The organism is Vibrio sp. L85, assembly GCF_963871815.1.
Taxonomy (GTDB): domain Bacteria; phylum Pseudomonadota; class Gammaproteobacteria; order Enterobacterales; family Vibrionaceae; genus Vibrio; species Vibrio harveyi.
In genome coordinates this window covers 268,234-282,108 of the sequence record NZ_CAWMYL010000020.1, presented here as the reverse complement: position 1 = coordinate 282,108, position 13,875 = coordinate 268,234, and the positions used below count along the sequence as shown (strand labels likewise).

Genomic DNA, 13,875 nt, shown 5'->3' with positions numbered 1-13,875 from the left:
TTTCATATATGCTTATGAGGAGCAAAAGAACTCTCGATAATTCAAATAATTGCAAGGAGGAGTGAGATGAGACTAGAACGCATCGAAATCTCTGGGTTTAGAGGCATTAAACGCCTTTCACTCTCTTTTGACGAACTGACGACCTTAATCGGTGAGAACACTTGGGGTAAATCCTCCCTACTCGACGCCCTGTCTCTCGCCTTACCTGCAGATGGCTCTCTCTATCAATTTGAAATGACGGACTTCCACGTCGACTATTCCATCTCGCACCCACAAACACAGCATCTTCAAATCGTACTCTGTTTTAAATCTCAAGATAAACAAGAAGTGAATGCTGGACGTTATCGTCGCATTAAACCTACATGGTGCATCAACGAAGACAACGAACACGTCATTTATTACCGTTTAAGTGCCAGTAGAGATGGCCACCACATCACAACCAAGTACGCATTCTTGGACTGTGATGGCGAAGCGAAGCAACTGCATCATGCAGAGAAACTCGCAATTGAACTGATGACCCTTCACCCAGTAATCCGATTACGCGACTCACGCCGTTTCCCCGAACCCAATCACATTAATGGTGACAACAAAAATGCTCGTATAGAAAAACGCATTAATAATACCTGCCGTCGCTTGTTTGCTATGCCTGGTCATGTGAACAAAGGTGAAGTTCGCAGCAGTCTTGATTCAATGCACACGTTAGTCGAGCACTATTTTGCATTCCGAAGCGTGAAGAAAGGTCACCCGAGAAAACCGCGAGACGGTCTGTTCTATGCCAGCCCTTCTGCTGAAAAAGGGTTATCGCAGTTTTTGAAAGAGACGAATAACAAGCAAACTCGCTTACTACTTATGGGATTGTTAAACGCGTACCTACAAGCCAAAGGCCCGACAGACTTAAGACGTTGTGCACGTCCCATCTTGATCATTGAAGATCCAGAAGGTCGTTTACATCCTACTCATCTATCCCGCGCTTGGAGCTTGTTGCAACTGCTTCCGATGCAGAAGATTCTCACCACAAACAGTGCCCGTTTACTTGGCTCTGTACCGTTGGCATCGATTCGTCGATTAGTTCGTTTGTCAGATCGAACCATTGCAAAGTCACTCAACACAAACCGCTTTAGTGTCGACCAACTCCGTCGGATTGGCTTCCACATTCGTTTTCATCGTGCTGGTGCCCTATTTGCTCGTTGCTGGCTATTGGTTGAGGGTGAAACAGAAGTTTGGTTATTTAACGAACTGGCACGTCAATGCGGGTATGACTTAGCGGCAGAAGGCGTACAAATCGTTGAATTTGCCCAGTCTGGGTTGAAGTCTCTGATCAAAGTCGCCAAAGAATTTGGGATAGATTGGCACGTCGTCACTGACGGAGATCCTGCGGGTAAGAAATACGCTCATACAGTAAGAGCGCATTTGGATAACGACCAAGAACGCCATCGCTTAACGGAATTACCTGACAGAGACATCGAGCATTTTCTCTATAACAATGGTTTCGAACTTTTCTTTAAGGACATTATCAAAGTTCCTCATGAGCATCCAATCCCAGCAAAGAAAGTCGTAAATCGCGTTCTGAAGAAACAAGCAAAACCCGATCTCGCCTTAGCGATTGTCGCTCATTGTGAGGAGCGAGGTGTAGATTGCATCCCTGTGCTACTGCGCTGGACGTTGAAACGTGTCGTTACCATGGCAAACGGAAACACCTAACAAGCGTATAAATAAAAAAAAGCACACCAACCTGGTGTGCTTGTATCAAGAATCAGTAATTTTGATTAACTGTATTGAGCGGGATAAGTCTCAACACACAGCGGATACAAATAAGATCGGGGGTTCACTACTGTACTTGCTCAGCGAGCGAAGAAGTAGCGGCTGATTTCGCATGTAACCAAAGTCCTGTTGCTTTCATTAAGTAGCCAAACACGCCACCTAAAATCAGCGATGGCACTACAAGTTGCCAATTGCCGTCTGCAGCAAAAGTGGCGCATGAGCCAATGAAAGTGCCAGGGATGTACGCTAGCCAAGCTTGTTTCGCTTGAATACACATAAAGAACGCAACTACAGCAGTAATTACATAACCGATAATCTCTACACCTACGTAAGTTGAACCGTAAATGATTACCAACGCCCAAAATACGCCTGTCATATTGGTGATCAAACTTTCTGCTAGCCCTTTTAAGCCACTTGTCGGGGATGCAAAGTAACTTGTACAGCCAAGAAAGCCTGCCCAAGACAACAGACCAAGAGAGATAGCGATCCAGCCCCATACGCCAGAGAGAATGCCAGTTGTAATTGAAATTGCTAAAAGTGTGGTCATGGTATTCTTACCCGCTTGACTAGTTTCGTACCACTTGGTTCGAAAACTGCCTTCATACATTGAAATCAGGCAGTCAATACTAGGCACATCCCTCATTGACTTCGGTGATCAAGATCGCATTAACATCCTATAACGTTGCATGTTTTACACGTTAAATTTGACGCAACCGATAAATCAACAGATTTCGAAAATAACAAAATCACAATAAATTGGGCGAAATAAGTAATAGATGACAAAAAAGGCCCTGCACAATGCAGAGCCTTTACTAAGATGCGATCATTTTGTTTCGAATATCGCTTAAAGCACTGAAGGTTTGCCTTTCATCATGCGTAAGCCTTCACGTTTGATGCAGTCAACCAATGGGTTTTCCGCCATATCAGCACGCCATATAAACGATAATGTTCGATCCATCTTCAGATCAGGTACGTTCAGCGCAACCAAATCACCAGCTTCAATGTAACGTTCTACATCAAGATAAGGCAGGCACGTCAAATACTGACCATTGGATACCAAGCTTCTTAGAACTGGAACATGTTCGTATTCACGCCACACGTCCAAATCTTCAATAAGATGGTGAATCGAACTATCAAAAATCTTGCGAGTACCAGAACCATGTTCTCGCAACACCCATTTCGCTTGTTCAAGTTGAGCTAAGCTCACTGATGAGTTACGCGCAAATGGATGGTGGGACGCTGCGACTACAGTAAGATGGTCTCGACACCAAATCTCTTGGTGTAAACGGTTATCGTCACAGCGACCTTCAATCACGCCCAGATCGTATTTGTAATCCAAGACACCATCGATGACGGCCTGAGTACTCTGTACACCTAAGGAGATACGCATCTCTGGAAAATCATTATCAATGATACTGATAAGGTCAGGAACTAGGTGTTCTGCAGGTGTTTGACTCGCGCCTAATCGAATGTGTCCACTCAACAAGTGTTGCTCGTAAAAACCCATTTCAATTTGTAGCGCGTCTTGCAGTAAACGCTTTGCTTTTGGTCTTAACCACATCCCCCAATGTGTTAAAGCCATTTGTTTGCCTTGCCTTTCAAATAAAGGTCTACCAAGCATTTTTTCCAACTGAGCAAGCGACATGCTCGTCGCCGATTGTGTCAGAGCCAGTTTATCCGCGGCCTGGCTTACACTGCCGGTATCTGCAACAGCGTCAAAAACCGCTAATTGCTTAAGTGAGTAGCGCAAAGTGTCCTCCCTAATTGGCGAGTATTCCCCATACTCTCGCAACCCAAAAATACATGCGTCGATACGCAATGAGGTTCATTTTACCTGCCTTTAAGAACTTATCAAATAATTTGATGAGGATTCTAAATATTATCAATTTTACCTGTAGCTCTGACCTGCTTAATCTGGATATGCGGTTCGGGAACACCGCAACAAAAAACAATAACACCTTCTCTTTCGAGTACAGAAAACGTCTCGATTTCACTAACCAAGGAGTTCATATGGAACCACAGACTAAGGAGTCATTATGGCGGTGACCAGCTCTCAAAATATCCAGTATTTCTCTCCAAAAGAAATGATGGCTGAAGCTGAGAAGTTTGCACTTAGTAAAGCAAACAAAACCAGCGGCATGACACTGGGTTTGGCAATTATGGCAGGCGCATTCATAGGTTTAGCATTCTTGTTTTACATCACAGTGACAACAGGTAGTGCGGATGCAGGTTGGGGTCTTAGCCGTCTTGCAGGTGGTTTAGCATTCAGTATGGGTTTGATACTCATCGTCATTTGCGGTGGTGAGTTGTTTACCAGTTCAGTGCTTTCGAGCATCTCATGGGCAAACAAACAAATCTCATTCGGCAAAATGTTGTCGATTTGGGGCAAGGTTTATGTAGGTAACTTCATCGGTGCAATGTTTTTACTTGCATTGGTAAGTGCGGCGGGCTTGTACCAAATGGATGCAGGTCAATGGGGCTTAAACGCACTCAACATCGCACAGCACAAACTACACCATACATTGGTACAAGCTTTTGCATTAGGCATTTTATGTAACTTATTGGTTTGTCTTGCAATCTGGCTGACATTCAGCTCGGCAAACGCTATGACCAAAGCAGCAATGACCATCATGCCAGTCGCGATGTTCGTTAGCAGTGGTTTTGAGCACTGTGTGGCAAACATGTTCATGGTACCGCTAGGTATCGTTATCGCAAACTTCGCACCGGAATCTTTCTGGACTGCGGTTGGTGTACCAGCTTCTCAATATGCAGATCTGAATGTCGGTCACTTCATCACTGCAAACCTAATTCCAGTGACTCTAGGCAATATCGTTGGTGGTGCAGTATTGGTTGGTTTAGCTAACTGGTGCATTTACCGTCGACCAGAACTTAAAGCAGCAAAAGTTGCATCAATTACAAACACTACAACACTCACGTCAGTTAAGGAACGCACTATGAAAAACGCATCGATTGTAAAAGAGATCATGAACCCTAGCCCAGTTACTCTGAGCGTAGAAATGCCAGTATCAACTGCACTAGATACCCTGTTGGACAACAATCTAATCAGTGCTCCTGTTGTTGACATTGAAAACCGTTTGGTTGGTTTCTTCTCAGCACACGACGTAATGGTTGAATTATGGTGCCAAGATTACATCCCAGCTCAAGAACAAAAAGTTGTCGATTTGATGAGCCGTGACGTAGTAGCAATTGATGCAAATGACCGCTTAGTCGACGTTGTTGAGTTCTTATGTATCGATAAAGAACAACTTTACCCAACGACGAGCATGGGCATGGCGACTCGCTTTACTTCTCTTTCTTTAGAAGAACGCGCGAAAAGTATCAAAGTAAGCAAGCCTCAAGTGCTGCCTGTACTAGAAAACGGTCTGATGGTTGGCGTGGTGACACGTAGTGAAGTTCTTAAAGCTCTTCGTCCGGTATATGGCGAGCGTCTAAACCTAGTTGAAGATAACGTTCTAGAAACAGCATAAAACTATTACAACTAGCAACTAACAACAAAAGTTGGCACCAATAAAAAAGCGCTCTATTTAGAGCGCTTTCTTTATTTATACACACAAGAGCAAGAAATTACTTCTTAATACCTTCGATGTGCAATTCCATATCAACGTAGCTCGATGAGCCCATTACAGGGATTTCGAAATCAGCAAGCTCAAGACGGGTTTGACCAATGAAGCCCGCACGCTCACCACCCCATGGGTCGTTACCCGCGCCAACAAATTCTGCTTCGATTGTGATTGGCTTAGTGACACCGTGAAGAGTGAGGTCACCTGTTACATCTAGCTTACCGTTGCCTTTGTCTACAACTTTTGTACTCTTAAACGTAGCTTCGCTGTATTTACCTGCATCGATGAAATCACCGCTACGGATGTGTTTATCACGCTCTGCATGGTTTGAATCAAGGCTAGTTGTATCAACCACTACGTTTACTTTCGAATCAGCAATGTTGTTTTCATCAAAAGAAAAGTCACCAGAAAATGTATTAAAACGACCTTTGATGAAACTGTAACCTAAGTGGCTTACTTTAAAGTTAATAGATGCGTGAGCGCCTTTCGTATCGATAACGTAATCTGCAGCGTTAGCACCAAACGGTAGTGCCATAGCGATTGCTAGTCCTGTAGCGAAAAGTGACTTTTTCATTTTGAAGCTCCTAACATTTTTCTTAATGTGTTGTCTTTATCGATAAAGTGATGTTTTAGTGCAGCAGCAGCATGCAAACCAGCCATTAGGATTACAGCCCAAGCTGCATAGAAGTGAATTTCACCCGCAATATCTGATTGACCAGGAAATAACTCCCCTGCGCCTGGTACCGTAAACCAATTAAAGACTTCGATACCGCGACCATCAGATGTTGAGATGAGGTAACCTGAAATAAAGATAGTGATGAGCAATAAGTACATCACACCATGTGCCGCCTTTGCTGCAGCCACTTCATAAGGTTTACCTTCTACTTTTGGTGACGCCGTCACATGTTTCCACACGATGCGAGCCAAAGTAAGTATTGCCAATAGAATGCCCACAGAGCGGTGATAATGTGGCGCCGTACGATACCATTCGCTGTAGTAGCTAAGGTCGACCATCCACAAACCCACAGCAAACAAACCGATAATGCAAAGTGCTGATAACCAATGCATAAATCGTGCAGGTAGGTTGTAGTTCTTTACCAGTGTTTCCATCTCACGTTCCTAGATATGTTCCTAAGTTGATGTTGAGCAAGAAACACAACATTAACTTATTTACCTTGTATGAAACAGATTATTTACCATCCTTTACATCTAACCAATATTGCTTGTTAAAACATCTTGTTCGAAAAATTTGAAGGAACTTAAAATCGTTTGTAAAACGTAAACTTAGATCTGAACTTCTTGTTCTATTTCATACAGTTCATCGCTCATTTCTAACATACGCCGTTCAATTACTGTTTTTGCATCTTCAATCCCTTTGTTGTAATAGATCGGTGCGAGTTTTTCTGTGATGAAATCAATCAAAAATTCGCTGTCAAATTGCCCGATTTCAAGACTCAGTTCGTCCTGCATGTAATCTTGAATGGCTGTCGCCAATGTTTCTTTTTGTGCTCTTTCTAGTTTGATCATATTTTACCTACGGAACTCTATTCTCAATTTTGATGTTTAGATCAAGAAGTTGCCTATCTAAATTAGTCTATCCTAAAAGGACTATGCTAACCTTTCGCCGTTCATATTGTTAACCGTTAAGGGATATTCTTTGCTACTCGACTTAGTCATTCAAAGTGTCAATGATTTTCAGGACGATTGTCTCAAACTGTGTGAGAAGCATTATCCTGCGGTACATAACCAAGGTATGAGTGAACACCATCTCGGTCTTGCATTTGCACGACGTATGGAGCACACATTTCGTCACTTTGGTTACAGTAGTATCATCAAACCAATTGAAGTACTTGATGCCCCAGATTTACCTCACCATTATCGCATCTCATCTGAAATTGGTACGGTCTGGGTATTAAGCCATCATATGGTCAGTGCAGGCAATTCATGCCGCGAAAACCTACTTTCTTCTATCACTGAATGGCAAAGTGAGTACGGCTATGCATTGCAGCCGAATGACTTACTATTTTTGGTGAGCGATCATTGGATCAGCCGCAGTAAAACCAGTCGAGAGTTATTACATTGGTGGATGGGTGAGCTACCTGAGCCAATTAATGAATATACCGAGCAAGGCATCACATTGTTTACCAGCGAGTCACAGCTTACCCATTCCCTGGATACGCGCTTTGGTATCAGCCCTTGCTACATTAAATTTGGACATCCTTTGCGCCGCTCAAACAAGCAACAACTGGTCAGAAAGTACCTTCAACTGTACGCGGTTTTACAGTGGTAACATCAAATTGCAACAGGTAGATTATCAGCCTATTCATCTATTTGTTTGAGGCTGATCGATATTTCCATTCAATACAAGCTAACTCTCTTGCCTTGACCCCTTCAGCACAATTAGATTCGACTTACTGAAGTAAAACTAGATGCACAACAATCAGTTAGGCATCAGTGAAAGTATCTTGGTCTAGGTTACAAACAATAATGATGAGTATCTCGCAGCTACTGGGCTGCATTTCAAAACAATTAGATGGACAATACGTCGCACAATATAAGCAACTGACGTTGAGAAGCGTATTTCAACCCATCTATCAGAAAGATCTTTCTATCATCGGTCTTGAGGCGCTGGTACGTATCAGCAATCAAGATGGGCTCATGATTAGACCAGACCAATTCTTTCACTCAACGAGCATCCCCAGTGAAGATCAAATCAATGTTGAGCGCTTAAGTCGACTCATTCACATCAGCAATTTCGGTCAGTCCAAGTTTAGCAATAAAAAGCTGTTCTTAAATGTCTTACCAAAAGCAGCAGAGATGCTGGCAAAAGACATGTCTTATAGTAATTTGCTAAATCAATCCATCGTCGAAGCCGGCTTGCGCCGAAAGCAAATCGTCATGGAGTTAGTTGAACTTGATGCAAGTGATGAAAACTTCCTCTACAAAGCTACGAAAGAGCTCAGTGATAATGGCTATATGCTTGCCATTGATGATTACGGAATTGATGCCTCAACGATTGAGCGCGTTAGATGCGTAAAACCGAACATCATAAAAATAGATCGGTCATTGCTATTGAGGTACGAAAATGGCGACTTTTCGTGTTTGATGGAGGCACTCTCGCTAGCGAGAGATGTGAACTCAAAAACCGTTATTGAAGGAATTGAAACCGAGCATCAACTTAACTTAATGAAAAAACTCGGTTTCGATATGTATCAAGGCTACTTATTAGCGATGCCTCAAACGCTTGAAGCGTACCAAGAAGCAAAGACTGCGTAATCAAGGTTATTGATAATCGCAATCACCTTTTTATTTTCGGTTTTTTCCGCGGTTTTTATGGATTGCCAGTTTTGCCTTCATCTTACGTTTTTCTGCAGAACGACTCTTACGACGACCACCACCACTATTACGTTCAGGTTCAATTTCTTCTATTAAGCTTGGTTCAAAGCCTTCTAACCACTCTTGCGGTAAGCGTTGGTCAAGCAGGTTTTCAATGGCATGCAATAGATACTCTTCATCACGACTCATCAAAGAAACCGCAAGACCAGATTTACCCGCACGTCCCGTACGACCAATACGGTGAACGTAGTCTTCCGCCTTAAATGGCATATCGAAGTTAACGACTTGCTCAAGTTGTTGAATATCTAAACCGCGAGCGGCAACATCAGTTGCAATTAACGCACGTACTTTACCTTCTTTGAACTCGTCAAGCGCACGTTGACGAGCACCTTGAGATTTATCTCCATTGATAGAGACCGCTTTAATGCCATCCAGTTTAAGCTCTTTAGCCAATTCGTCACTGCCTTGCTTAGTCTTGGTAAATACCAATACCTGCTGCCAGTTACGTGAACCAATTAAGTACGCTAGCAGTTCGCGTTTACGCTTCTTATCGACTGGGTAAACCATTTGTTTCACTGTTTCTGCCGTCGTATTTGCTGGTGATACTTCCACCTCGACCGGAGAATCCATCAATTTGTAAGCAATGGTTTTAATGCGCTTCTCAAACGTCGCTGAGAAAAGCATGGTCTGTTTCGTTTGCGGTAAACGACGAAGGATACGTTGCAGATCAGGCCAAAAACCCATATCCAACATACGATCCGCTTCATCCAAAACAAGGATGCCTGTTTTAGAAATGTTTACGTTGCCATTAAACAAATGGTCAAGTAGGCGCCCCGGTGTTGCGATAAGGATGTCTGCGCCCTCTTCAAGCTTTTTCTTTTGTACGCCAATACTCGTGCCACCGTAAACACACACTATTTTAAGATCAGTATTTGCTGAGTATTGCGTGAGGTTGTCCATCACTTGCTGAGCCAGTTCTCGAGTCGGCACGAGAATCAGTGCTTGCGGCGTGCCATTACGTTTCTGTTGCTGAACAGTCTGGATGATTGGCAAGCCAAATGCCGCTGTCTTACCTGTACCGGTTTGTGCAGCAGCAAGCAGATCTTTACCTTCCAGTACGTGTGGAATCGATTTTTCCTGAACAGGAGTCGGCGTAACAATATTCAAACCACCTAGGGTCTCAACCAACGGTTGTTCAATGCCAAGATCAGCGAAATTAACGGACATGATAAACCTCTTAATTTTTGGAGCGCAGAGTTTACCAGAGCGCCTTTGGGCATACTACCTTTAGCAGTCAATGCGTTATGAATTAATTAGCTGTTGATGATACTCAGCAGATTGACTCAACACATCTCGATACAGCGCAGCAAACTTCCCTTCCAATTGTTCATATTCATTATCCAGAACCTCAAACGTCGTCGTGAGGTCTGCCATACGCGGCGTTCTTTGCGACATCCGATGAAGGGCAAATTCGATGTTTTCTAAGTATTGATAAGACTGCAACCAACCACCACTCCACATACGACTATGTAACAACAAAAATCGTGGAGGCAGTTGTTCTGATATTTGTTCATTCACTTGAAGATAAGCATATTGAACAAAGGAATCTAAAGATTGCTCGCTAAATGAATACCAATGCTTGGCTAAACAGTGGTCCCAAAACATATCAAGAGCGATAGGTGCAAAGCGTCGTGCAACGCCAGTAAAGTGTGGTTTGCATTCTTCGACAATAGCGTGGTGATCGGTGATACGATCCACAAAACGATGGAGTTTAATACCATTGGAAATATCAGCTTGATATTGCTTGCTTGGATCTCCCTTTACGAAATCTCCAAGCAAGTTTCCCATTAAATGGCTATTACAGTGATCTGCAATATGCAGGTGGGCTAGAAAGTTCATTAGACGCTGTGAGTGGCCTTTTGGCTCGTCTTACATGAACTTAGTATAACGTCTGTAGTGACGCGGTGAGAGTACTAATTGTACTTATTCGGCTTCTTCTTCTGAGCCAATGTAGTCCGACAAGATAATACCGATTTCGAGTGCATCAAGCATCTCTAGGCATTCGTCGTTTTGGTATTGGTCGCTCATTGTGACCTCCTTTGTTTTACATCTCCTGAAGCATTCATGCTTCGATTCTACTGCCATAACTTCTTCTTTATCGATGACAGCAACTCCTTTTTATAACCTTTATATGACACATTCATGACAGCGAAAAGTAAAGTTTTGGAAAGCTATGACAGAAATCATAAGTAAACGTTTGCGGTCAATATTCCCAAAAAACCAGACACCAACGTCAAAGCACTACCATTTCATATGCATGCAATTGTCAGATTTTAATTAGTTTTCTGTCATTAATGGATATGATGTACCGTTATAGGTAGCTTCAGATCTCATATTTTGAAATCGATTAGCCACTTGTTACATATTTTGCTGATAAGCCGCGCATATTTTGTTTCGATATAACTATAAGTTTGTTCAACACCGTTTTCATCTCAAATGGAGCTATAAATGAGAGAAGTTGAGTTTAGAACGATAGACAGATTGTTTATCAAAATGTCTATCAACGACAAAATGTGGGTCATTTTCCTTCTGTTCCTAGTGACTTTAACTTCAGTGGCAGGCAGCCGCTATTTCAATGACATTCAACAATTTGAGCAGCAGTCGATCATTGCTGCGCAAGCTCGGCTTTCGGGTGTGGTCGAATCACAACCAGATAGCCTACGCAGCATCAATGGCGTTGTGAACGTAAGCTCGGTCAACGATGCGAAGTTTGAAAACGGTACGGTGACCGTTTATTCTTCATTAAAATCAGGTCAAGCTATTCAACTCACTGAAAACTTATCTAGCCAATATCAACAAGCGAAGTCAGGGGCTTTAACTACGTTCCTTCTAAGCTTACTTTGGGCTGTACCGTTCGCCCTATTCTCTTATTGGGTAGCAACCTTTATTGGTGGTGCTTTGTGGGTGTTGTACACAACAACTGAAAAGATTGGCGACGGCGATTTAACGTCACGATTAGGTTTTCATCCAGGGCGCGATGAGTTCGGCACTATCGGCTGTGCGCTCGATAAGTCAATGGATACTCTGACCGAGCTAGTAAACAGCGTAAAAGATAACGCAAATACCCTAAGCGAAACATCGGCTTCCTTCGAACAAGACATGAAGCTAAGCGAAACGCAAATCGCACATCAATACCAGACATTAGATTCTGTTGCGACGGCAATGGAAGAAATGACAGCATCAGCCAAAGAAGTATCGAGTGTTTCTCAGCAAGCAACGCTTCAATCAGACCAAGATGCGCAACAGATTGAGAACAGTCGTAACCGCGTACAGAGTGTTATCACCGAAATTGAAACTTTATCGAGCTACATTGAGCAAGCGTCAGCTTCTGTTGGCAGCTTGAACGAAAATACAACGCAAATTAACGACGTTATCACCACCATCAATGCGATCTCTGAGCAAACCAACCTACTCGCACTAAATGCAGCCATTGAAGCGGCTCGCGCTGGCGAACAAGGTCGTGGCTTCGCTGTGGTTGCTGATGAGGTTCGAACACTTGCAAGTCGTACCCAACAGGCAACGGTTGAAATTCAAGCTATGATCGAGAAGCTCCAGGTCGAGAGCCAAAACATTGCTTCTATTACAGATCGTACCGTTCAACAAGCGCAAACTAGTAGCCAACTGATTGATGAAATCGGCGGTGATGTAACAGCAATTGCTGACTCAGCACGTTCACTGATGGATATGAGTATTCAAATCTCAACCTCTGCGGAAGAACAAAGCGCAGTAGCAAACGACATTGCATCTGAACTGTCAGACATTCGTTCTCAATCTAATACGATCAGAGAAGTAGCAGAACAATCAACAAGTGGGGTTGCTGCGTTAACGCAAGCGTCTGTCTCACTTGGTGAAGTATTGAAACGCTACCGCACAGCATAATCGAAATTAAGACAAAAAAGGGCTCCGAGTAAGGAGCCCTTTTTATTTGTTGTGGATTTTATTGTTATACCCAAGTGACTTCAGAGCGTTGTCATTGATTCGAGAGCAAGGAAAACAACGCAAGGTACTATATGTAACCTTGATTCACTTGTAACTTTGATGCACTTGAGTATACAAATTTTGCTAATCAAGCATTATCTGGATATCAAATCACTTTACTTTGAAGTGAATCGAAATAATTCTCTGAACTTGATGAAAGAATGTTCAAAGGTTAGACGTTCCGCTATTCTAGATCTTGCCAATAAAATTTGCTGCTGGTGAACAATATGAATAATTACAACAAAACAAAAGACACTGATGATCTTCAGTGTCCCCTATGCCAATGCGATGAATATATGATTTCATCAGATGGCGAAAAATTCACATGTGCTTCTTGTGGATTCCATACAAAAAACTTTTCGTCTATCCAATGTTTGCATCAAACCCCGTTATTACAAACTAAATTCAAACACATCCATAGTTTAAGCAATGTTTGTCACTAAACTGAGCAGCCTAAGAGCTGCTCTTTTAGTTCATCAAGGTGTGAAATTTGAATAACGCGCTCATCGTTTACTAGATTAATCGGTGCGCCGTTATAAAGCTGAATGGTTCTTACGCCTGCATTTAAACCAGCTTCCACTCCTTTAGGCGTATCGTCAATGTACAAGCAATCACTAGGGAGAAAGCCCATATTCATTGCGCTGTACATAATGAGATCCGGTTCCGGCTTCCAACTATTCGCATCAAATGCAGAAAATACTTTGCCTTTAAATGCGTCCAATAGCCCTGTCAGCTCTAGTGAATACTCAATCTTGTCTTTAGGACCATTAGAAGCAACACAATATTCAATGTTGTGTGAATCTAAGAACTGAATAAGCCGTTTTGCCCCGTCCATTGGTTGCAAGTGACGCACAAATAGCTTTTGTAACTCTTCTCTATATTGCGGTTCAAGAACATCAATAGAGGCATTTACGCTCATCAACTCTTTCGCATCACGGAGAATGTCTGCCAACTTACCGCCTTTAAAATGCTCGACACACTCATCGAAGCTCATTTCAGCGCCATACTGACTAAACACATTCACCAATGCTTGGCAGCACAAACGTTCACTGTCTACCAAGGTCCCATCACAATCGAATATGACGCATTTAATATTGTTAATAGCCATACGCCAGTCCCCCGCCAACGAATATTACACACTCTGCTGTTCAATTAAGTT

13 protein-coding genes are annotated in these 13,875 nt (G+C 42.8%); 5 read left to right on the top strand and 8 right to left on the bottom strand.

Annotation, left to right across the window (positions count from 1 at the left end):
• Nucleotides 1-66: 66 nt before the first annotated feature.
• A complete protein-coding gene (locus AACR11_RS04515; protein ID WP_005451741.1) occupies nt 67-1,701 on the top strand; it encodes a DUF2813 domain-containing protein in 1,635 nt (544 codons plus the stop codon).
• Nucleotides 1,702-1,828: 127 nt separating this feature from the next.
• Here AACR11_RS04515 and AACR11_RS04510 read toward each other — a convergent pair whose 3' ends face one another.
• Together AACR11_RS04510 and AACR11_RS04505 are read right to left on the bottom strand one after the other, a co-directional pair.
• The gene (locus AACR11_RS04510; RefSeq protein WP_005451739.1) at nt 1,829-2,308 is read right to left on the bottom strand and encodes a DUF1097 domain-containing protein; all 480 of its coding nucleotides are present in this window, start codon (nt 2,306-2,308) and stop codon (nt 1,829-1,831) included.
• 297 nt (nt 2,309-2,605) lie between these two features.
• Entirely contained in the window at nt 2,606-3,511 is a 906-nt protein-coding gene (locus AACR11_RS04505; RefSeq protein WP_005441888.1) for a LysR substrate-binding domain-containing protein, read from the bottom strand.
• A gap of 286 nt (nt 3,512-3,797) precedes the next feature.
• Between AACR11_RS04505 and focA the strand changes: the two genes are divergently transcribed.
• Complete coding sequence (focA, locus tag AACR11_RS04500; RefSeq protein ID WP_005451736.1) at nt 3,798-5,249, top strand: formate transporter FocA; 1,452 nt, start codon at nt 3,798-3,800, stop codon at nt 5,247-5,249.
• 97 nt (nt 5,250-5,346) lie between these two features.
• On the opposite strand, the gene AACR11_RS04495 is transcribed toward focA, so the two are convergent.
• From AACR11_RS04495 to AACR11_RS04485, 3 genes are all read right to left on the bottom strand, one after another.
• Nucleotides 5,347-5,916, bottom strand: a complete 570-nt coding sequence (locus AACR11_RS04495) for a YceI family protein (RefSeq protein ID WP_005451734.1) — start codon at nt 5,914-5,916, stop codon at nt 5,347-5,349.
• Nucleotides 5,913-6,452 (bottom strand): cytochrome b, encoded by a 540-nt coding sequence (locus AACR11_RS04490; protein WP_005451730.1) that lies wholly within the window; start codon nt 6,450-6,452, stop codon nt 5,913-5,915. The genes AACR11_RS04495 and AACR11_RS04490 overlap by 4 nt, the downstream gene beginning before the upstream one ends.
• A 174-nt stretch (nt 6,453-6,626) precedes the next feature.
• A complete protein-coding gene (locus tag AACR11_RS04485; RefSeq protein ID WP_009696700.1) occupies nt 6,627-6,869 on the bottom strand; it encodes a DUF2164 domain-containing protein in 243 nt (80 codons plus the stop codon).
• Nucleotides 6,870-6,999: 130 nt separating this feature from the next.
• Between AACR11_RS04485 and AACR11_RS04480 the strand changes: the two genes are divergently transcribed.
• Nucleotides 7,000-7,632: a hypothetical protein gene (locus tag AACR11_RS04480; protein ID WP_005451726.1), complete on the top strand. Its 633-nt coding sequence runs from the start codon at nt 7,000-7,002 to the stop codon at nt 7,630-7,632.
• 197 nt (nt 7,633-7,829) lie between these two features.
• Nucleotides 7,830-8,618 carry an EAL domain-containing protein gene (locus AACR11_RS04475; RefSeq protein WP_009696701.1) on the top strand — a complete coding sequence of 263 codons (789 nt, stop codon included), beginning with the start codon at nt 7,830-7,832 and terminating at the stop codon, nt 8,616-8,618.
• A gap of 30 nt (nt 8,619-8,648) precedes the next feature.
• On the opposite strand, the gene AACR11_RS04470 is transcribed toward AACR11_RS04475, so the two are convergent.
• On the bottom strand, nt 8,649-9,905 hold the full coding sequence (locus AACR11_RS04470; RefSeq protein WP_005451722.1) for a DEAD/DEAH box helicase: 1,257 nt from the start codon (nt 9,903-9,905) through the stop codon (nt 8,649-8,651).
• Between the two features lie 75 nt (nt 9,906-9,980).
• A complete protein-coding gene (locus tag AACR11_RS04465) occupies nt 9,981-10,577 on the bottom strand; it encodes an acyl carrier protein phosphodiesterase (RefSeq protein ID WP_009696702.1) in 597 nt (198 codons plus the stop codon).
• A 609-nt stretch (nt 10,578-11,186) separates the two neighbouring features.
• Between AACR11_RS04465 and AACR11_RS04460 the strand changes: the two genes are divergently transcribed.
• On the top strand, nt 11,187-12,617 hold the full coding sequence (locus AACR11_RS04460) for a methyl-accepting chemotaxis protein (protein ID WP_009696704.1): 1,431 nt from the start codon (nt 11,187-11,189) through the stop codon (nt 12,615-12,617).
• Between the two features lie 538 nt (nt 12,618-13,155).
• Here the strand turns inward: AACR11_RS04460 and AACR11_RS04450 are convergent.
• Nucleotides 13,156-13,824 carry an HAD-IA family hydrolase gene (locus AACR11_RS04450; protein WP_026000203.1) on the bottom strand — a complete coding sequence of 223 codons (669 nt, stop codon included), beginning with the start codon at nt 13,822-13,824 and terminating at the stop codon, nt 13,156-13,158.
• Between the last annotated feature and the right edge of the window lie 51 nt (nt 13,825-13,875).

Excerpts from the sequence above, each read along its gene's own strand:
- AACR11_RS04515 (WP_005451741.1), top strand. The coding sequence starts at position 67 with ATGAGACTAGAACGCATCGAAATCTCTGGGTTTAGAGGCATTAAACGC.
- AACR11_RS04510 (WP_005451739.1), bottom strand. The coding sequence starts at position 2,308 with ATGACCACACTTTTAGCAATTTCAATTACAACTGGCATTCTCTCTGGC.
- focA (WP_005451736.1), top strand. The coding sequence starts at position 3,798 with ATGGCGGTGACCAGCTCTCAAAATATCCAGTATTTCTCTCCAAAAGAA.
- AACR11_RS04495 (WP_005451734.1), bottom strand. The coding sequence starts at position 5,916 with ATGAAAAAGTCACTTTTCGCTACAGGACTAGCAATCGCTATGGCACTA.
- AACR11_RS04490 (WP_005451730.1), bottom strand. The coding sequence starts at position 6,452 with ATGGAAACACTGGTAAAGAACTACAACCTACCTGCACGATTTATGCAT.
- AACR11_RS04485 (WP_009696700.1), bottom strand. The coding sequence starts at position 6,869 with ATGATCAAACTAGAAAGAGCACAAAAAGAAACATTGGCGACAGCCATT.
- AACR11_RS04475 (WP_009696701.1), top strand. The coding sequence starts at position 7,830 with ATGATGAGTATCTCGCAGCTACTGGGCTGCATTTCAAAACAATTAGAT.
- AACR11_RS04470 (WP_005451722.1), bottom strand. The coding sequence starts at position 9,905 with ATGTCCGTTAATTTCGCTGATCTTGGCATTGAACAACCGTTGGTTGAG.
- AACR11_RS04465 (WP_009696702.1), bottom strand. The coding sequence starts at position 10,577 with ATGAACTTTCTAGCCCACCTGCATATTGCAGATCACTGTAATAGCCAT.
- AACR11_RS04460 (WP_009696704.1), top strand. The coding sequence starts at position 11,187 with ATGAGAGAAGTTGAGTTTAGAACGATAGACAGATTGTTTATCAAAATG.
- AACR11_RS04450 (WP_026000203.1), bottom strand. The coding sequence starts at position 13,824 with ATGGCTATTAACAATATTAAATGCGTCATATTCGATTGTGATGGGACC.